Raw genomic sequence first — 17394 nt, forward strand, 5'->3', positions numbered from 1 at the left:
AGAGCGCTCCGCGGGACGTGATCGACCGTTCGGCGCGGCGGTACGACCATTCGGCGATCCGTGACCCGGCCGGAACACCCGTCTGCCTAAGGTGCGGGGTCGAGAGCTGCCTCTCCTCACTTCCAAGGAGACCGCCTTGCCCGATGACAAGAGTGACCGCAGCCCCTGGTACTGGCTGCTGCTCGTGCCCGTCGTCATCCCCCTCATGACGTTCCTGTACAACGCCGACGAACCCCGCCTGTTCGGCTTCCCGCTCTTCTACTGGCTGCAGATGGCCTTCATCGCCCTCGGCGTCGCGACGACCACGCTGGTCTACCGGATGACGAGGAGGCGGCCGTGAGCCTGCACATGACCGAGATCGTCATCTTCACCGTGCTGTTCCTGGCGGTCAGCGGGATGGGCTTCGTCGCCGCGCGGTGGCGCCGCCCCACGGACCTGGCCAGCCTGCACGAGTGGGGGCTGGGCGGGCGCAACTTCGGCTCGTGGATCACGTGGTTCCTCATCGGCGGCGACCTGTACACCGCCTACACGTTCGTGGCGGTGCCGGCGCTGCTGTTCGGTGCGGGCGCGGCCGGGTTCTTCGCCGTGCCGTACACGGTGATCACCTACCCGATCGTGTTCCTCGTCATGATCCGGCTGTGGTCGGTGTCGCACGTGCACCGGCTGGTCACCCCGGCCGACTTCGTGCGCGCACGCTTCGGCTCGCCCACGCTGGCCCTGCTGGTGGCGATCACCGGGATCGTGGCGACCATGCCGTACATCGCGCTGCAGCTCGTCGGCATCGAGGCGGTGCTGAAGACGATGGGCGTGGCGGGCAGCGGGTTCCTCAGCGACCTGCCGCTGATCGTGGCGTTCGTGATCCTGGCGGCCTACACCTACCAGTCGGGGCTGCGCGCGCCGGCGCTCATCGCGTTCGTCAAGGACGTCCTCATCTACCTCGTCATCCTGGTGGCGATCGTCTACATCCCGGCCCGGCTGGGCGGCTGGGGCGCCATCTTCGACGGGGCCAAGGCGAAGTTCGAGGCCACACCGGCACCGAACGACGGCTACCTGCTCAACGCCAACAACCAGCTCCAGTACGTGACGCTCGCGCTGGGCTCGGCGCTGGCGCTGTTCCTCTACCCGCACAGCGTCACCGGGGTGCTGGCCTCCCGCAACCGGGACGTGATCAAGCGCAACATGTCGGCGCTGCCGGCCTACAGCCTGCTGCTGGCGCTCATCGCGCTGCTCGGCTACATGGCGATCAGCGCGGGCGTCAAGCCGATCGGCAAGGACGTCAACACGGTGGTGCCGCAGCTGTTCGACCAGATGTTTCCCGACTGGTTCACGGGGATCGCGTTCGCGGCGGTCGGCATCGGCGCCCTGGTGCCGGCGGCCATCATGTCGATCGCGGCGGCCAACCTGTTCACCCGCAACATCTACCGCGAGTACGTCAACCGCACGCCGACCGACGCCCAGGAGGCGAAGGTCAGCAAGGTCACCTCGCTCGTCGTCAAGATCGGCGCGGTGCTGTTCATCCTGCTCATCGACCCGCAGTTCTCGATCGACCTGCAGCTCATCGGCGGCGTGATGATCCTGCAGACGCTGCCGTCGGTGGCGCTCGGGCTGTTCACGCGGTGGTTCCACCGGGCCGGGCTGATCGCCGGCTGGGTCGCCGGGATGGGCGGCGGGCTGCTGATGCTCTACAGCATCACCAACCCGGCCACCAACCACGCGCACTTCGGCGGCTCGGCGTTCCCGCTGGCCAACCTGGGCCTCGACACGAAGATCACCGTCTACGCGGGCTTCCTGGCGCTGCTGCTCAACCTGGCCGTGGCGGTGATCGGCACGCTGGTGGCGCGGGCGGCCAAGGCACCGGACGGGCCGGACGCGACCCGGCCCGGGGACTACACGGCCGACGAGGGCGACCCGCAGGTGCGGGACGTCAACCTCAGCGGGTCCACGTGACGTCTCACATTCCGGGACGCTCGGCCATTATTTAGGCCAAACCGTAATCCTGGTGACATTGGGCTTAATACCCCTGTTAGCTAATCTCCTGCCGTTGACCATTCAGTCAGGAGCCGGTCAGAGGGCCGGCTCCTGCATCCGTTCACGCGGATACGGATTGACGGAGGGGCCGAGTGACAACCCGGGAACCCGGGCAGCCACGCAGCGACCGCAGCCCATGGAACTGGCTGCTCGTCCTGCCCATAGCGCTGCCCCTGATGACGTTCCTGTTCAACGCCGACGAGCCCCGGCTGCTCGGCTTCCCGCTGTTCTACTGGCTGCAGATCGCCTTCATCGCCGTCGGCGTCGCCTGCACCACGATCGTCTACAGGATGACGCGATGAACGGGCACACGACCGAGCTGGTCATCTTCACGCTGCTGTTCCTCGTCGTCAGCGGCATGGGCTTCGTGGCCGCCCGCTGGCGGCGGCCCAAGGACATCGAGAGCCTGCACGAGTGGGGCCTCGGCGGCCGCAACTTCGGCTCGTGGATCACCTGGTTCCTCGTCGGCGGCGACCTCTACACGGCCTACACGTTCGTGGCCGTGCCGGCCCTGGTGTTCGGGGCGGGCGCGCTCGGCTTCTACGCGCTGCCGTACACGGTGGTCGTCTACCCGCTGGTGTTCCTGGTGCTGGCCCGCATGTGGTCGGTGTCGCACGTCCACGGGTTCGTCACGCCGGCCGACTTCGTCCGGGCCCGCTTCGGCTCGCCGACGCTCGCGCTGGTCATCGCCCTGACCGGGCTGGTGGCGACCATGCCGTACATCGCGCTCCAGCTCGTCGGCATCGAGGCCGTGCTCAAGGCCATGGGCATCACCGGCCACCTGCCGATCATCATCGCGTTCGCCATCCTGGCCGCCTACACCTACCAGTCGGGCCTGCGCGCGCCGGCGCTGATCGCGTTCGTCAAGGACACGCTCATCTACATCGTGATCCTCGCCGCGGTCATCTACATCCCCGCCAAGCTGGGCGGCTGGGGCTCGATCTTCGACGCGGCCAAGGCCAAGTTCGACGCCAGCCCGAACCCGGCCGACGGCATCACGCTCACCGCCGCCAACCAGCTGCAGTACATCACGCTCGCGTTCGGCTCGGCGCTGGCGCTGTTCCTCTACCCGCACAGCCTCACCGGCGTGCTGGCCTCGAAGAACCGCGGCGTGATCAAGCGGAACATGGCGGCCCTGCCCGCCTACAGCTTCCTGCTCGGCCTCATCGCCCTGCTCGGCTTCATGGCCATCGCCGCGGGCACCAAGCCCGTCATCGGCGCCACCGGCAAGCCGGACACCAACACGATCATCCCCCGGCTGTTCGACCAGATGTTCCCCGACTGGTTCACCGGCATCGCGTACGCGGCCGTGGGCATCGGCGCGCTGGTGCCGGCGGCGATCATGTCGATCGCGGCGGCCAACCTGTTCACCCGCAACATCTACCGGGAGTACCTCAACAAGCAGGCCACCGACGCCCAGGAGGCCAAGGTGTCCAAGCTGGTGTCGCTGGTCGTCAAGGTCGGCGCGGTGCTGTGCATCCTGCTGCTCGACCCGCAGTTCTCCATCGACCTCCAGCTCATCGGCGGCGTGATCATCCTGCAGACGCTGCCCGCCGTGGCGCTCGGCCTCTACACCCGCTGGTTCCACCGCGGCGGCCTCATCGCCGGCTGGGCGGCGGGCCTGGCGGCCGGCATGTGGATGCTGTACCTCATCCCGAACCCGGCCAACGGCAAGGCGCACTTCGGCGGGTCGGCGTTCGCGCTGAAGAACCTCGGCCTCGACACCCCCATGACGATCTACGCGGGCTTCCTCGCCCTCGCGGTCAACCTGGTGGTCTCCGTGCTGGCCACGCTGGCCTTCCGGGCGGCCAAGGTGGCCGAGGGCGAGGACGCCACGTCCCGCGACGACTACTTCGCCGACGAGGGCGACCCGCGGGTCAAGGAGCTCGACCTGTCGGCCGCGCACTGATCCGTCCGGCACGGCCGCCGAGAGGCCCGTCTCCCCCGGGGAGGCGGGCCTCTCGCCGTTCCCAGGGCCGGGCGAAAACCCGTTGCGCACGCCCGCGCACGGACCGCAGGCTGGAGCGGTGGCCATCCTGGAGGCGACGCGCCTGGCGAAGCGGTTCGGGCCGGTGACGGCCGTCCACGACGTGAGCATCACCGTGGCCGAGGGCGAGGTGGCCGCGCTGCTCGGCCCCAACGGCGCGGGCAAGTCCACCACCCTGCACATGCTGCTCGGGCTCATCACGCCCGACGCGGGCACGATCACCCTGTTCGGCATGGAGCTGGCCCGGCACCGCGTCGAGGCGCTGAGCCGGGTCAACTTCGCCGCCAGCTACGTCGACCTGCCCGGGCCGCTGCTGGTGCAGGAGGTCATCGACGTCTTCGCCCGCTTCTACGCCGTGCGCCGGCCGAAGGAACGGGTGGCCGAGATGATCGAGCTGCTGGAGCTGGGGCCGCTGCGCCGGCGGCGGCTGATGGACCTGTCGTCGGGGCAGCGCACCCGCGTCCAGCTCGCCAAGGCGCTGGTCAACGCGCCCCGGCTGCTCGTCCTCGACGAGCCGACGGCCAACCTCGACCCCGACGCGGGCGACCGGATCCGCGGCCTGCTGTCGCGGGTGGCCCGCGAGAGCGGCGCCGCGATGCTCATCACCTCCCACAACATGCGCGAGGTCGAGCGGATGTGCGACCGGGTCCACTTCATGGCCGAGGGCCGCATCGTGGCCACCGGCAGCGCCGCCGAGCTGGCCGGCCACTACGGGGCCGAGGACCTGGAAGAGGTGTTCCTGAAGGTGGCACGCGGATGACGGCACTCCCCCTCCCGCCGGACCCCCGCCCGGCCCTGACGCTGGCGCCGCTGAGCTTCGCCGCCCGGCGCAGCCGCGTGCTCGGCGTCGTGCGGCGCGACTTCGCGGCGCTGCGCCGCAGCCCCATCCGCATCTTCGAGATCCTCTTCTGGCCGACGGTCGAGCTGCTGCTGTGGGGGTTCGTCACGCTGTTCCTGCGGACGCAGCGGGTGCCGTTCGTGGTGGCCTTCCTCCTCGGCGCGGTGCTGCTCTGGCAGGTGCTGCAGAAGGCCAGCAACGAGATCTCCATCGCCTTCCTGGAGGACATCTGGTCCCGCAACCTGCTCAACGTGCAGGTCAGCCCGCTGTCCAGCACCGAGTACCTCGTCGGGCTGGTGCTGTTCTCGCTGGGCAAGGTGGTCTTCGCGGTCGCGGTGATGGCCGGACTGGCCTACGCGCTCTACGGGTTCGGGGTGACCAGCCTCGGGGTGGGGCTGGTGCCGTTCATGGGGGTGCTGCTCCTGCTCGGCTGGTCGCTCGGGCTGGTCGGCATCGCCGCCGTGCTCCGCTTCGGCGAGAACGCGCAGGTCATCGCCTGGTCGCTGGTGTTCGTGGTGCAGCCGCTGGCCGGCATCTTCTACCCGGTGTCGGTGCTGCCCGCGCCGCTCCAGACGGTGTCGTGGTTCCTGCCCGCCTCGCACGTCTTCGAGGGGATGCGCACGGTGATGGCGGGCGGGGCCGTGCCCTGGGACCGGCTGGCGTGGGCGGGCGCGCTCGACGCCGGCTACCTGGCGCTCACGCTCGCGCTGTACGCGTGGGCGCTGCGTTACGCCCGCCGGCACGGGAAGCTGTCCCGCTTCGGCGACTGATCACCCGGCCGCCTGCCGCCGGGACGGCGCAGGGGGACGGCGGAGGCCACCAGGAGGAGGCCGAGCAGCGCGTACAGGCCCGTCGCCCCCGCCACGGCGCCCGGCGGCTCGCCCGCGGGCGGCAGGAGGCGGGGCAGCCGCCCGGCCAGCTCCACCGCGAGGTCCAGCCGCAGCGCGAACAGCACCCCCACGGCGGCCAGCGGCGCCCCGCAGGCGAGCGCCGCCGGGCGCGACAGCCCGCGCAGCAGCGCGGCGACCGCCGCCACGGCGGCCAGCAGGCCGAGCCCGGCGGGCCCCGGGGCGAACGACGTGTAGGCGTCGCGCAGGGCGCGGGCGCCCGCCTCGGTCAGGTAGTACACGACCGGCAGGGCGGCCAGCCCCGCCGCGGTCCCGATCACTCGACGCAGCGGCACGGCACCATGGTCGCGCGCCGAGCCCCCGCCGCGGGCCCGTTCGGCGGTTCGCGGCGGTTGGTGCCTGGTTGACGCGTCCTGGCCGACGTCGACGCGCGCCTGGAGACGGCCGAGGCGCCCTGGTGGCCGATCGACTCGCTGTTCTCAGCACGTCGCCGGTCGGCCACCGGTCCCGATCAGGTCAGAAAGAGCTCGACGACGGGCACCAGGACGTCGGGGCGGCGCACCGGCAGCTCCAGCGTGAGCGTTCCGGGCGCCTGGCCGCCCATCCGGGTGTTCTGGGCCTCCTGGTCGGGGTCGGTCCTGACGAACCTGATCTCCGAGGCGTCGTTGAGCAACTGCGCGTAGCGCACCTTGCCCGCCAGCCCCGGCAGGTGCACGTGGCGCAGCGGCCAGCTGAACAGGTGCAGGTAGAGCCGGTCGCCGCGACGGGTGTAGCGGCAGTCGACGGGAGCGGTGTACTCGGCCGGGCCGCACCCGCGGACGGAGCGCTCGTGCAGCTCCATCCAGCCGCCGATCCCGGCCAGCAACGCGGTGGCGCGCGGGTCGATGCGCCCGCGCCCGTCAGGGCCGACGTTGAGCAGCAGGTTGCCGCCCTTGGAGACCCCGTCGACCAGCATCCTCACCAGCAGGTCGGCGCTCTTGTAGTCGAGGTTGTCACGGTCGTAGCCCCAGCTGCCGTTCAGCGTCTGGCAGGCCTCCCACAGGCCGGGCATGGGCGCGGAGGGCTGGTACTGCTCGGGGGTGACGAAGTCGCCGGGAATCCCGAGTCGGTCGTTGACGAGGATGTCAGGTTGCAGGTCGCGCACCATCGCCAGCAGTTCCTTCGAGCCCCAGTCCTCGGGGCCCTTACCGCCCCACCATTCGCTCCGGCCGGCGTAGGAGAAGTCGAAGAAGAGATAGTCGATGCTCCCATAACGCGTCAGGAGTTCCCTGACCTGGCCGTGCAGGTATCGCCGATACACCGAGATGTCACGTTCGGCCAGGGGGCGGACATCCCGCAGGGGATGGGTTCCGTCCACGGGGAACTCCGGGTGGTGCCAGTCGATCAGCGAATGGTAGAAACCCACCTTCAACCCCTCGGCGCGGCACGCCGCCACGAACGGTTCGACCAGGTCACGGCGGGCCTTGTAGTCCGTCAGGTCGCTGTCCCACAGGCAGAATCCGTCGTGGTGCTTGGTGGTCAGGACGGCGTAGCGCATGCCCGCCGCCCTCGCGGTCCGCGCCCACTCGGCGGGGTCGTACAGGTCCGGCGAGAAATGGTCGACGTAGGGCTGGTATTGGGCGTCGGTCAGTTTCTCGCGCGTCTTCACCCACTCGTGCCGGGCCGCCAGCGAGTACGGGCCCCAGTGCACGAACATTCCGAAACGATCATTGACGAACCAGTTCATGAGAGATCATCCCTTGAGGGCGCCCGACGACAGTCCATGCACGAACGAGCGCTGGAAGAACAGGAACACGATCACCGACGGCAGCAGCGCCAGCAACGAGGCCGCCATCACCACCCCGGGCGTGACGATCGGGTCGATCCGCAGCGTGCGCAGGGCCAGCGGCAGCGTGTAGGTCGAGGAATCGCCGGCCACCAGCATCGGCAGCAGGTACTGGTCCCAGATCATGGTGAACCCGAACACTCCGATGACGCCCAGCGCCGGACGGCACATCGGCAGGATGATCTGGGCGAAGATCCGCAGCTCACCCGCGCCGTCGATCCGCGCCGCCTCCTCCAGCTCGCGCGGCACGTCCCGCATGAACTCCGTCATGACCAGGATGGAGAACGCCCACGCGCCCACCGGCACGATGATCCCGGCCAGCGTGCCGATCAGGTTGATGTGCAGCACCGGCAGGTCGGAGAGGATCAGCGACAGCGGGATCGCGAGGATCTCCTCCGGCAGCATGAGCGTGGCCAGGATCGCCACGAACACGATCGTCATGAACGGGAAGCGCTTGCGGGCCAGCGCGTAGGAGGCCAGCGTCGAGACGACCACCTGCAGCAGCAGCCCGAACCCGACCACGAAGAAGGAGTTCAGCAGGTACTTCAGCACCCCGTGGTCGACGGCGACCGCGAAGTTGTCCAGCGTCGGGCGCGAGGGCACGACGCTGAGCTGCGTCGGATCGGAGACGTGGTTGAAGGCGCCGACGAGCAGCGCCAGCAGCGGCCCGGCGAACACCACCAGGACGAGCGCGCCGACGACGGCTTTGAGCAGCCGCGCCTGCGGCGTCCTGCTCTCCTTGAGCCCGAGTGCGGTCTCGCTGGCCGCGCTCATTCCCTCTCCCTCCGTCTGAGGACGGACACGACGACGGTCAGCAGCAGCGTGGCCAGGAACAGCAGCACGGCGCCCGCGGAGGCCACGCCCAGCCGGTTCTGCTCCAGGCCCAGCTTGGTGATCAAGGTCATGACCACCTCGGTCGAACCGTTCGGCCCGCCGTTGGTCAGCAGGTAGACCTCGGTGAAGACCCGGAGGCCGCGGATGGCCGCCAGGATGAACAGGATCGAGAACACCGAGCGCAGCCCCGGCAGCGTCACGTGCAGCAGCCGCCGCCACCGGGACGCGCCGTCGACGAACGCGGCCTCGTACAGGTCCCTGTTCACCCCGGCCAGCCCGGCCAGGAAGATCATCATGTCGTACGGCGCGCCCCGCCAGATCCCCGTGGCGATGACCGAGGCCATCGAGGTGTGCGGGTCGTTGATGAACCCCGAGGGTCCGAGCCCGACCAGGCCGAGCAGGGAGTTCAGCATGCCGTCGGCGGTCGGGTGGTACATGATCCGCCACAGCTCGGCGATGACCGCCATCGGCACCACGACCGGAAGGAACGCCGCCGACCTGATGAAGCTCAGCCTGCGGCTGCGCCCCTCCATCAGCAGCGCGAGCACCAGCCCGAGCACCATCGAGCCGGCCGTCTGGCACACCGCGAGCAGGACGGTGTGCCAGGCGGCCTGCCGGAAGCCGTCGGAGGTGACGACCTTGACGTAGTTGTCCTGGCCCACCCACTGGTTGCCGAGGAAGGGCTGCACGTCCTGGAAGGACATGACCAGGGCGTTGCCCATGGGGATGAACTTGAAGTACAGGAACAGGATGAGCGCGGGGGCCAGGAACAGCCACGGAACGACCCAGGACCCGGTCCGCCCGCTCCGCCCGCTCACGCGCTCCTGCCCGGCCCGAGCGACCGGTTCGACCTCCACCGCCGTCATGACGCGGCGACGCCCTGCTCGGCCAGGATCTCGGCGAGCTTGGTGTCCAGCTTCCGCAGCTCAGCCGTCAGGTCCAGGCCACAGTCGGCGACCAGGGCGTTGAGGGTGTCGGCGGCGGCCTGCCGTACGGGGGTCCAGTTGGGGATCGACGGCGGGTAGTGGCCCGAGCTCTGGTAGACGTCGGCGTAGGTCTTCCACCTCGGGTCGGGACGGACCTGGGTGATGTCGACGGTCTTGTTGACGGGCAGTTGCACGATGTAGGCGGTGTCGCCCTCCATGCCGATCTTCTGGCCCTCGGCGGAGACGGCGTAGGAGGCGAAGGCGTCCTGGCCCGCGTTGTTGGGCGAGCCCGCCATCAGGTAGATCGCGCCGCCCTCGGCGAGCACGTCGGCGTTCCTGGCGCCGCGGGGCATGGGCACGACCTCGTACTTGTCCTTGCCGAGCGACTTGTCGTAGCGGGGCATCAGGTAGGGGCCGACGACGTACATGCCGCTCTTGCCGGACTCGAACGTCTCGTTCGTCGGCGGGGTGTCCATGGTGACGGCGCCGGGCTGGATGACCTTGTCCTTGCACGCCAGGTCGCGGAACCACTGCGTGGCCGCGACCGACTCGGGGGTGGACATGGCGGGCTTGAACCTGCCGCCGCCCGCGCCGGCGACGAAGTCACCGCCACCCGCCCACAGGAAGTTGGAGAAGTACCAGGAGGCGTAGCCGCGCTTGGTCGACAACGGCGCGGCCAGCCCGTAGGTGTCATTGCGGCCGTTGCCGTCGGGGTCCTTCTCGGTGAACGCCTTGGCCAGGGCCGCCAGATCCGCCCAGTTCCGCGGCGGCTGCAATCCCAGCTTCTCCCGCCAGTCCTTGCGGATCAGCAGCGCCGTGGCCTGCGCGGAGTACGGCACGCCGTACTGCTTGCCGTCCACGCCCTTGCCGGAGGCGAGGGCGCGCTCGGACAGATCCGCGGCCCCGGCGAGCTTGGTGAGGTCGATCTCCCGGAGCAGGCCCTGGCTCTGCATCGTTCCGAGCTGCGCGGCGTCGTTCATGACGATGTCGGGCAGGTCCTTCTGGGCGGCCCGCTGCTGCATCTTCGTCTCGAAGTCGTCGAAGATCGCGGTCACCTTGACCTTGTAGCCGGTCGCCTTCTCGAACGCGGCGGCCAGCTTGAGCGTGCCCTGCTCGCCGGGTCCGCCGGGCGTGGTCCTGGTCCAGAGCTCGAGCGTGGCCTTGGCGTCCTGAGCGACACGGGTTCCGGCCGCGCCTGACGAACATGCTGTCAGCACCACCAAACATGTCAGCATCGTGGAAGCGGTTCGCATATGTGGACGACATCCTCTCCTTGGCAAGCGATTTCCCGGAAGGTAACGGTGGTGACGCTCGCCGTCAATGCTCCGATGAATAGACCATCAGGGAGAAAGTTGTGCCGCCATACGGGACTATGCCTTCCCAGGCATCCGATGAAAAGAGGACGAGATGATCAAAGCGCTGCTGGTGATGGAGGAGCGCAGGCGGGCCGACGTGTACCCCGCGCACGTGCTGGAGAAGCTGGCTGACCTGGTCGAATGGCAGGCTCCCGCGATGACGCGCGAGCGGCTGGCCGCCGATCCCCGCGTGCTGTCCGAGGTGGAGATCCTGCTGTCCGGCTGGGGCGCGCCGGTGCTCGACGCCGGGCTGCTCGCCCACGCTCCGCGCCTGCGCGCGGTACTCGTGGCGGCGGGCTCGGTGCGCCCGCTGACCACGCCGGACTTCTGGGCGCTGGGCATCCCGATCGTCTCGGCCGCCTCCGCCAACGCGATCCCGGTGGCGCAGTTCACGCTGGCCCAGATCCTGCTGGCGCTCAAGCAGTTCCACCGGATCTCCCGCGAGCTCAAGGAGCTGGGCCGCTACCCGGACGAGGTCCGCGTGGCCGGGGCCTACCGGTCGCGGGTGGGGCTGCTCGGCCTGGGCGAGATCGGCCGCCTGGTCGCCTCCCACCTGCGCGCCTTCGACCTGGAGGTGGTCGCCTACGACCCGCACGCCCCCGCCGGGCTGGGCGTCCCGCTCCTCCCGCTGGCCGAGCTGTTCGAGACCTGCGAGGTCGTCAGTGTGCACGCCCCGCTGCTGCCGGAGACCACGGGCTTGGTCGGCGGCCCGCTGGTGGCGCGGCTGCGCGCCGGCGCGACGCTGATCAACACCGCCCGCGGCGCCGTCCTGGACGAACCGTCCGTGGTCGAGGTCCTGCGCGGGCGGCCCGACCTCACCGCGGTCCTCGACGTCACCTGGCCCGAGCCGCCGGAGCCGGGATCCCCGCTGTACGGCCTGCCCAACGTGGTCCTGACCCCGCACCTGGCCGGGGCGATGGGCGCCGAACGGGGCAGGATGGGCGAGCTGGTGCTGGAGGAGGTCGCCCGCCTGGCCGCGGGCGAACCGCTGCGGCACGCGGTGAGCCCGGCGCTGGCCGGCCTGCGGGCGTGACGGCGATGGACCCGGCACTCAGGGAGCACCTGCGGCGGGTCGACCTCGACCTGCTCATGGCGGGGCACGCCGATCCCGTCCCCGCCGGCTGGGGGAGGAAGGCGCGGACCGACGGCTACAACCGGATCTACCTCATCCTCGGCGGCGCGGGCTCGATCACCCTGGACGGCGTGGAGTACCTGCCGCGGCCCGGCCAGCTCTACTTCCTGCCCGCCGGGTCCGCGCTGGCCTTCTCCAGCTCGAAGGAGCGCCCGCTGCGCAAGTACTGGGCGAACTTCACCGCCACCGTGGCCGGGCGCGAGCTCGCCTCGCTGGTCGCGCTCCCCCGGGTCGTGGAGGTGGCGGATCCGCAGGTCGTACGGGAGATGTTCACCAGGTTGCTGGCGGCGGGCCGGGGCGCGACGCAGGTGACCGGGCCGCTGCGGCAGCGGGCGGTGCTCATGGAACTGACGGCCTACCTGGTGGACCACGCGCCACTGGGCTCGTTGCGGCCGCTCGACCAGGGGCCCGGGCGGATCCTGGAGTACATCGACGCGCACCTGGCCGAGGTGCTGACGGTCGGGCGGCTGGCGGAGGTCTTCCACTACAACCCGACCTACTTCATCACCTACTTCGCTCAGCTCTTCGGGGTCTCCCCCAACCAGTACATCCGGCAGCTGCGGGTCGAACGGGTCAAGCAGGCGCTGATCCACACCGAGCAGCGGATCGAGGAGATCGCCGGGGCGGTGGGCTGGGAGCCCGCCTACCTGTCACGGGTCTTCCGCCAGGTGACCTCGCTGACGCCCACGCAGTACCGGGCCTTGCACCGGGCACCCTGAGGATCGTCCCAGGAGTGCCCGAGTTTTGCCCATGCTCAAGGGAATGCGGTTTCCCTACGTTGCCGGTATGAACCGATTGGCAGCCCTTGCCGCGGCGGCGCTCATGCTGCTGCCCGCCACGCCCGCTCTCGCCTCGGCGGGCGGGGAACGGCTCGTCTCGAACCAGGCCGAGCTGAACGCGGCGATCGGGACCGCGGACACCATCGTCATGGCCGACGGCACCTGGCAGGACACCGTCATCGACCTGCGCGCCCCACGACCCCTCACGCTCAGGGCCCAGACACCCGGCAAGGTGCTGCTCACCGGCAGGTCGGCGCTGTCGCTCAACAGCCCCGACCTGACCGTGAGCGGTCTGACCTTCACCTCGGGCCAGGCGCCCGACGGCGCGGGCTCGGTCATCTCCTTCAACAGCGACCGCGGCAGGGTCACCGACACCGCCGTGGTCGACTTCAACCCGGGCGACCCGGCGACGCCGTACTACTGGGTCTTCTTCACGGGCGGGCACAACCGGTTCGACCACGGCCTGCTCAAGGGCAAGGCCCACCAGGAGCCGCTGGTCGGCAACGACCGGGGCCCGGCGGCCACCTACAACCGGGTCGACCACACGCGCTTCGCCGACGTCCCCAACCTCCACCGCAACGGCATGGAGGCGCTGCGCATCTGGGGCTACGGCCAGTGGGCGGAGGAGGGCGCTGAGGAGGGCGCGTACTTCACCATCGACAACAACCTCTTCGAGCACGTCGACGGCGACGACGAGATCATCTCGCTGAAGTCGAACCACAACACGGTCCGCAACAACACCATCAGGCAGTCCAGCGGCGGCCTGGTGATGCGCTACGGCAACTTCAACACGGTGGAGAGCAACGCCATCATCGGCGACCGCTACCCGGGCAGCGAGGGCATCCGCGTCAGCGGCGACCACCACGTGGTGCGCGGCAACCACGTGCGGGGCGTCTCCGGCTACGGGCTCAAGGTCACCAGCGGGGAGCACCTGTTCGACGAGAACCACGAGCTCGACTACCTGACGCCGGACTTCGTCCCGCAGCCGAACCCGCGCACGCCCTACGGCTACCTGTTCCACTACGGGCAGGTGACGGACAGCGCGTTCACCGGCAACGTGTTCGCCGGCAACGCCAAGAGCGACATCCACATCGGCTGGTTCTACAAGAACCACTGGCCCGGCTACCAGATGGTGCTGCTGCCCGAGCGCAACACCTTCACCGGCAACCTCAGCTACCGGCCCGACGGCGGCGTGGCCGTGACGACCTCGGTGCAGGACACGGCGCCGCCGCTGGCCAAGTTCTCCTTCCAGCCGAACACCTTCCGCGGGAACGTCGTCCACGGCGGGACCCTCGACGTCAACCCGCCCAACAGCACCGAGGGCATCGTGGTCGTCCCCTCCCGCGACCGGACCCCGCCCGCCCCGCCGCGCACAGAGCAGACGGGGCCGTCCTGGCAGGCCGGCCAGGACGACGGCCGGCTCTCGTGACGGCCGGGCCGTCGTCTCCCGTGACCTTCGGCGCGCGGCGCTCTTCGCCTCGTTGATCGGGCTGCCGGTGATTAGAGTCGAAACCATGACGATCGCACCGAACACCGGCACCGGATCCGGCCCCATCACCCCCGACGGCTCCCCCGTGGAGTTCTACGCGATGCAGACGTCACGCGGCGAGCCGGAGATCATCGCCGCGGTGACCCCCGAGGGCGGCTCGATCCTGGAACTGGGCTGCGGCACCGGCCGGATGACGCATCCGCTGGTCGAGCTCGGCTACGAGGTGGTGGCCGTGGACGAGTCGGCCGAGATGCTCGCGCACGTGCGCGGGGCGCGCACCGTCCGGGCCCGCATCGACGAGCTGGCGCTGGACCGGCGCTTCGACACGGTCCTGCTGGCCTCGCACCTCGTGCAGACCACCGACGCCGAAGGCCGGCGCGGCCTGCTGGAGGCGTGCGCCCGGCACGTCGCGCCGGACGGGCACGTGCTCATCCAGTGGATGCCGGCGGAGGCGCAGGACGCCTGGCGGGTGGGCCAGGGCAAGTCCGAGAACGGCGTCACGGTGGAGCTCGCCGCCCTGGAGGAACCGGAACCCGGACGCTACGCCGCGACCATGCGGTACACGGTGGGCGAGAAGGAGTGGACGCAGTCGTTCACGTCGTGGCGGCTGTCGGACGAGGACCTGGCCGCGGCCCTGGAGGCCGCGGGGCTGCGCCTGGAGCGGTTCCTGACCGAGGACCGGACGTGGGTGGCGGCCCGACCGGCCGCCTTTACAGCGTAGATTTCCCCAGATTTCACGAAATTACTGGGAATTACTGGAACTACTGTTACGCTCGCGCCATGGGTGACCGGCTGGACGATCTCGAACGACGGATCGACGAGCTGCGCGCCGGGGTGCGCCGCGCCATGCGAGCCCGCGACACGGCCACCGCCCGCGGGCTCCGGGCCGACCTCCGCGCCGCCGAGCGCGCCTGGGACGCCCTGGTCACCGACGGCCTCGACCCCGCCTTCCCCACCGCCGCCCCCACCGACCCGGACGACTCCTCGACCCGCTCGGACGGCGCTCCCGCCTCCCCGCCCGACCTCCCTGGCGCTCCCGTTACGCCGCGCGACCTCTCCGGTGCTTCCGTTACGCCGCGCGACCTCTCCGGAACTCCCGTTGTCCCGCCCGTCCTTCGCGGCGCTGCCACTGTCCTGGGCGACCTCTCCTCGGCTTCCCCCGCTTCGCCGCCCGACCTCACCGGACGGCAGCCCGGCGCCGGAGCACAGTCCGGGGCCGCAGCACACGCCGGGGCCACACCGGCCGAGGCCGGAGGACACGCCGAGGCCGGAGGACGCGCCGGAGCTGGAGGACACGCCGAGGCCGCAGCACACACCGGGGCTGGAGGGCAGGCCGGAGCCGTAGGACGGGCCGGGGGTGGAGGACGGGCCGGGGGTGGAGGACAGGCGGGTCCGCGGGTGCGGCGTGGCGGCGGGGGCGACGGGCTGCGGCTCGTCACCGTGCGGGAGCAGGCGCACCAGGCGCTCACCCTGCTCGGCGTGCCGGCCCAGCCGCGGCTGATCGCCGCCGTGCGGGAGGCGTTCTTCGGCGGCGGGCTGCGCGGCGCGCAGCTCACCAGTCTGCGGCGCGACGAGGAGCGCTCGTTCGCCTCCTCCCCGTACGGCCGGCCGTACTACCTCTGCGCGGCCCTGACCGACCGCCTCTCCCCCGCCCGCGGCCTGCTCGCGGTGAGCACGTGGCCGCTGGAGCAGCGGATGGTCGGCCCGCTCAGCCCGCGCGTCCACTTCCTGACCTGCGCCGTGGCCGTGGCCGAACGGATGACCGCGGGCCATGGCGTGGACGCCGGGCCGGACTCCGGGGCCGCGCGGCTGCTCGCGCGGATGGCGCGCAACATCCCGGGCGGCGCCGACCTCGACATCGGGCCGCCCGACCCGGCCCGGGTGATCGAGGCGGCGCGGGCCGAGCTGGCCGTGCACGCCGAGCGCGACACGCGCGACCGCGCCGAGCTGGCCGGACGCGCCGCCGCCCAGCTCGGTGACCGGGCCCGGCTGTTCGGCGCCGCTACGCTGAGCACGATCGGTGACCGGGCCGCGACCGGCCCGCCCGCCATCTGAAGACCCGCCACCCGAAGACCCGTCACCTGAAGACCCACCGCCCGAACACAAGATCACATCAGCCCTATGAGTCACATGAGCCACAGCGACACGAGATCCGGCCGTGCGGAGCGCGGCCCCACGAGCGACACCGCGACGAGAGGCCGCCGATGAACCGGCTTGACGCGCTGCGCGGCACGACGCCGCCGAAGCCGCACGACGCGCGCGCCATCGCGGCGCTCGCCGCCAACCCGGGCTGCGCGCGACGGGCGCTGCTGGACGGCGCGGGCATCGACAAGGACGCGACCGCCCGGCACCTGGGGTTCCCGGCGCCGTTCGGCCAGTCTCCGTTCGCGATCACGCGCGGGAACGCGTTCGAGGCGCTGGTGAAGGCCGACGGCTGCGCCGAGCTGCTGCGGATGCTGCGCGAGCTGCTGGAGCTGCCGGTCGCCGAGGTGGCCTACCACGACGTCGAGAACGTCGGCGCCCACCTGCGCCACGCCCACACCCGGGCGCTGTTCGACCGAGCGGCGCGCGACGAGCACGACTCCGGCACGATCTACGACCATCCGCTGCTCGGCCTGGAGATCGCCGGGCACGTCGCGTACCTGGAGCCGGACGTGGTGGCGTTCCAGCTCGGCGGCCGGTTCCACATCGTGGAGATCAAGTCGTTCGCGGTGATCGACGGCCAGGCCGACCCGGCGGCGGTGGCCGCGGCGGCGCGGCAGGCGGCCGTGTACGTGCTGGCGCTGCGCCGCATGCTGCGGGAGCTCGGCCACGACCCGCTGCGGGTCGCCCACGACGTGGTGCTCGTCTGCCCGGAGAACTTCGCCAACCGGCCCGTCGCCACGCTCGTCGACGTGCGCCGCCAGCTCGCCGTGCTGGAACGCCAGCTCTCCCGCATGACCGGGCTCGACCGGCTGGTGGAGGGGCTGCCCGAGGAGCTGACGTTCGACCTGCTGCCGGGCGAGGACGGGCTGCCCACCCGACCGGCGGCCGAGCTGGCCGACGCGCTGCGCCGCACCACCGCCCGGTACGCGCCCGACTGCCTGTCCACGTGCGACCTGTGCTTCTTCTGCCGTGACGAGGCCCGGCAGGAGGGCGCCTGCGACCTGCTGGGCCGGCAGGTGCGCGACGAGCTGGGCGGAGTGGCCTCGGTCGAGGAGGCGCTGGGCCTGGCCGACGGCACCCGCGCCCCGGCCGAGGGGCAGGAGGAGATCGCCCGGCTGCTCCGCAACGCCGAGCGCCTGCGCCGGGAGTGCCTCGCGTGACCCCGGCAGCACGACACGCGCCACAGCGTGACCGCCGGTGGAGGTGGG

The 17394-nt window shown here is 70.9% G+C and carries 17 protein-coding genes; 12 read left to right on the forward strand and 5 right to left on the reverse strand.

Translation table 11 applies throughout. The features are described 5' to 3' along the window. Positions 1–136 precede the first annotated feature (136 nt). The 6 genes from HT134_RS01930 (at position 137) to HT134_RS01955 (ending at position 5623) form a co-directional block, all read left to right on the forward strand. Entirely contained in the window at positions 137–340 is a 204-nt protein-coding gene (locus tag HT134_RS01930) for a DUF3311 domain-containing protein (RefSeq protein WP_175598509.1), read from the forward strand. Next, positions 337–1947 carry a monocarboxylate uptake permease MctP gene (mctP, locus tag HT134_RS01935; protein ID WP_312887917.1) on the forward strand — a complete coding sequence of 537 codons (1611 nt, stop codon included), beginning with the start codon at positions 337–339 and terminating at the stop codon, positions 1945–1947. The genes HT134_RS01930 and mctP (HT134_RS01935) overlap by 4 nt, the downstream gene beginning before the upstream one ends. 173 nt (positions 1948–2120) lie before the next feature. Then, positions 2121–2330 carry a DUF3311 domain-containing protein gene (locus HT134_RS01940; RefSeq protein ID WP_175598510.1) on the forward strand — a complete coding sequence of 70 codons (210 nt, stop codon included), beginning with the start codon at positions 2121–2123 and terminating at the stop codon, positions 2328–2330. After that, positions 2327–3937, forward strand: a complete 1611-nt coding sequence (mctP, locus tag HT134_RS01945) for a monocarboxylate uptake permease MctP (RefSeq protein WP_175598511.1) — start codon at positions 2327–2329, stop codon at positions 3935–3937. Before HT134_RS01940 ends, mctP (HT134_RS01945) begins: the two co-directional genes overlap by 4 nt. A gap of 118 nt (positions 3938–4055) precedes the next feature. Then, on the forward strand, positions 4056–4775 hold the full coding sequence (locus HT134_RS01950) for an ABC transporter ATP-binding protein (RefSeq protein WP_175598512.1): 720 nt from the start codon (positions 4056–4058) through the stop codon (positions 4773–4775). After that, the gene (locus tag HT134_RS01955; RefSeq protein ID WP_175598513.1) at positions 4772–5623 is read left to right on the forward strand and encodes an ABC transporter permease; all 852 of its coding nucleotides are present in this window, start codon (positions 4772–4774) and stop codon (positions 5621–5623) included. Before HT134_RS01950 ends, HT134_RS01955 begins: the two co-directional genes overlap by 4 nt. Here the strand turns inward: HT134_RS01955 and HT134_RS01960 are convergent. The 5 genes from HT134_RS01960 to HT134_RS01980 form a co-directional block, all read right to left on the reverse strand. After that, the gene (locus HT134_RS01960; protein WP_175598514.1) at positions 5581–6036 is read right to left on the reverse strand and encodes a hypothetical protein; all 456 of its coding nucleotides are present in this window, start codon (positions 6034–6036) and stop codon (positions 5581–5583) included. The two genes, HT134_RS01955 and HT134_RS01960, sit on opposite strands and share 43 nt — an antisense overlap. 176 nt (positions 6037–6212) lie before the next feature. Beyond that, entirely contained in the window at positions 6213–7427 is a 1215-nt protein-coding gene (locus HT134_RS01965) for an alpha-L-fucosidase (protein WP_175598515.1), read from the reverse strand. Positions 7428–7433: 6 nt separating this feature from the next. After that, complete coding sequence (locus HT134_RS01970; protein ID WP_175598516.1) at positions 7434–8300, reverse strand: carbohydrate ABC transporter permease; 867 nt, start codon at positions 8298–8300, stop codon at positions 7434–7436. Then, positions 8297–9226, reverse strand: coding sequence for a carbohydrate ABC transporter permease (locus HT134_RS01975; RefSeq protein WP_175598517.1), 930 nt, complete (start codon positions 9224–9226; stop codon positions 8297–8299). Before HT134_RS01975 ends, HT134_RS01970 begins: the two co-directional genes overlap by 4 nt. After that, on the reverse strand, positions 9223–10539 hold the full coding sequence (locus HT134_RS01980) for a sugar ABC transporter substrate-binding protein (protein ID WP_175598518.1): 1317 nt from the start codon (positions 10537–10539) through the stop codon (positions 9223–9225). Before HT134_RS01980 ends, HT134_RS01975 begins: the two co-directional genes overlap by 4 nt. Before the next feature lie 154 nt (positions 10540–10693). On the opposite strand from HT134_RS01980, the gene HT134_RS01985 reads away from it, so the two are divergent. The 6 genes from HT134_RS01985 to HT134_RS02010 all read left to right on the forward strand — a co-directional run bounded on the left by HT134_RS01985 (position 10694) and on the right by HT134_RS02010 (position 17346). Further along, entirely contained in the window at positions 10694–11674 is a 981-nt protein-coding gene (locus HT134_RS01985; RefSeq protein WP_175598519.1) for a hydroxyacid dehydrogenase, read from the forward strand. Between the two features lie 5 nt (positions 11675–11679). Further along, positions 11680–12492 carry an AraC family transcriptional regulator gene (locus HT134_RS01990; RefSeq protein WP_246363796.1) on the forward strand — a complete coding sequence of 271 codons (813 nt, stop codon included), beginning with the start codon at positions 11680–11682 and terminating at the stop codon, positions 12490–12492. Between the two features lie 67 nt (positions 12493–12559). Next, the gene (locus tag HT134_RS01995) at positions 12560–13981 is read left to right on the forward strand and encodes a polysaccharide lyase 6 family protein (protein ID WP_175598521.1); all 1422 of its coding nucleotides are present in this window, start codon (positions 12560–12562) and stop codon (positions 13979–13981) included. A gap of 85 nt (positions 13982–14066) precedes the next feature. Continuing rightward, complete coding sequence (locus HT134_RS02000; protein WP_175598522.1) at positions 14067–14762, forward strand: class I SAM-dependent methyltransferase; 696 nt, start codon at positions 14067–14069, stop codon at positions 14760–14762. A 59-nt stretch (positions 14763–14821) separates the two neighbouring features. Beyond that, complete coding sequence (locus HT134_RS02005; RefSeq protein WP_175598523.1) at positions 14822–16096, forward strand: hypothetical protein; 1275 nt, start codon at positions 14822–14824, stop codon at positions 16094–16096. Between the two features lie 149 nt (positions 16097–16245). Next, positions 16246–17346 (forward strand): hypothetical protein, encoded by a 1101-nt coding sequence (locus HT134_RS02010; protein ID WP_175598524.1) that lies wholly within the window; start codon positions 16246–16248, stop codon positions 17344–17346. The last annotated feature ends 48 nt before the right edge of the window (positions 17347–17394 follow it).

Origin of the sequence: Nonomuraea rhodomycinica, assembly GCF_013363995.1 — a bacterium.
Lineage (GTDB): Bacteria > Actinomycetota > Actinomycetes > Streptosporangiales > Streptosporangiaceae > Nonomuraea > Nonomuraea rhodomycinica.

Bases quoted from the DNA above. Each gene is read 5' to 3' on its own strand.
- mctP (WP_175598511.1), top strand. From the start codon at position 2,327: ATGAACGGGCACACGACCGAGCTGGTCATCTTCACGCTGCTGTTCCTC.
- HT134_RS01955 (WP_175598513.1), top strand. From the start codon at position 4,772: ATGACGGCACTCCCCCTCCCGCCGGACCCCCGCCCGGCCCTGACGCTG.
- HT134_RS01965 (WP_175598515.1), bottom strand. From the start codon at position 7,427: ATGAACTGGTTCGTCAATGATCGTTTCGGAATGTTCGTGCACTGGGGC.
- HT134_RS01970 (WP_175598516.1), bottom strand. From the start codon at position 8,300: ATGAGCGCGGCCAGCGAGACCGCACTCGGGCTCAAGGAGAGCAGGACG.
- HT134_RS01975 (WP_175598517.1), bottom strand. From the start codon at position 9,226: ATGACGGCGGTGGAGGTCGAACCGGTCGCTCGGGCCGGGCAGGAGCGC.
- HT134_RS01980 (WP_175598518.1), bottom strand. From the start codon at position 10,539: ATGCGAACCGCTTCCACGATGCTGACATGTTTGGTGGTGCTGACAGCA.
- HT134_RS01985 (WP_175598519.1), top strand. From the start codon at position 10,694: ATGATCAAAGCGCTGCTGGTGATGGAGGAGCGCAGGCGGGCCGACGTG.
- HT134_RS01990 (WP_246363796.1), top strand. From the start codon at position 11,680: ATGGACCCGGCACTCAGGGAGCACCTGCGGCGGGTCGACCTCGACCTG.
- HT134_RS01995 (WP_175598521.1), top strand. From the start codon at position 12,560: ATGAACCGATTGGCAGCCCTTGCCGCGGCGGCGCTCATGCTGCTGCCC.
- HT134_RS02000 (WP_175598522.1), top strand. From the start codon at position 14,067: ATGACGATCGCACCGAACACCGGCACCGGATCCGGCCCCATCACCCCC.
- HT134_RS02005 (WP_175598523.1), top strand. From the start codon at position 14,822: ATGGGTGACCGGCTGGACGATCTCGAACGACGGATCGACGAGCTGCGC.
- HT134_RS02010 (WP_175598524.1), top strand. From the start codon at position 16,246: ATGAACCGGCTTGACGCGCTGCGCGGCACGACGCCGCCGAAGCCGCAC.